Source organism: Allobosea sp. 2RAB26, from assembly GCF_052115465.1.
Classification (GTDB): Bacteria; Pseudomonadota; Alphaproteobacteria; order Rhizobiales; family Beijerinckiaceae; genus Allobosea.
Genome location: NZ_JBFRGS010000096.1, coordinates 1 through 413, shown reverse-complemented (window position 1 = coordinate 413; position 413 = coordinate 1). Strand labels below are relative to the sequence as shown.

The following is a 413-nucleotide window of genomic DNA, read 5'->3' as shown; positions in this document are numbered from 1 at the left end:
GACGATGACGACGATGACGACGGCGCCGGAGATGGCGACGATGATGATGATGACGACGACGGCGCCGGAGATGGCGACGACGACGATGATGACGACGATGACGACGGCGCCGGCAACGGCGACGATGACGACGACGACGATTGCGGCTGTGACGACGACGATGATGATGACGGGGCTGGCACGCCGGCTCCCGGTCCGGGGACGGCTCCCGGGACGCATGTCGGGACGGCTCTGGGCGATGTCCTGATCGGGGCGGCGGGTGCCGACAACCTGATCGGCCAGGGCGGCGACGATGTCCTGATCGGTGCGGGCGGCGACGACACGATCTCGGCCGGCGACGGCAACGACTTCGTCGATGCCGGGGAGGGCCGTGACGTGGTCTTCGGCGGGGCCGGCGACGACGTGCTGCTCGG

General features: G+C 69.5%; 1 protein-coding gene. It reads left to right on the top strand.

The annotated features are described in order from the left end of the window. Nucleotides 1–231: 231 nt before the first annotated feature. Nucleotides 232–413 (top strand): calcium-binding protein (locus AB4118_RS34185; protein ID WP_441493922.1); only part of this gene is annotated, 182 nt, incomplete at its 3' end.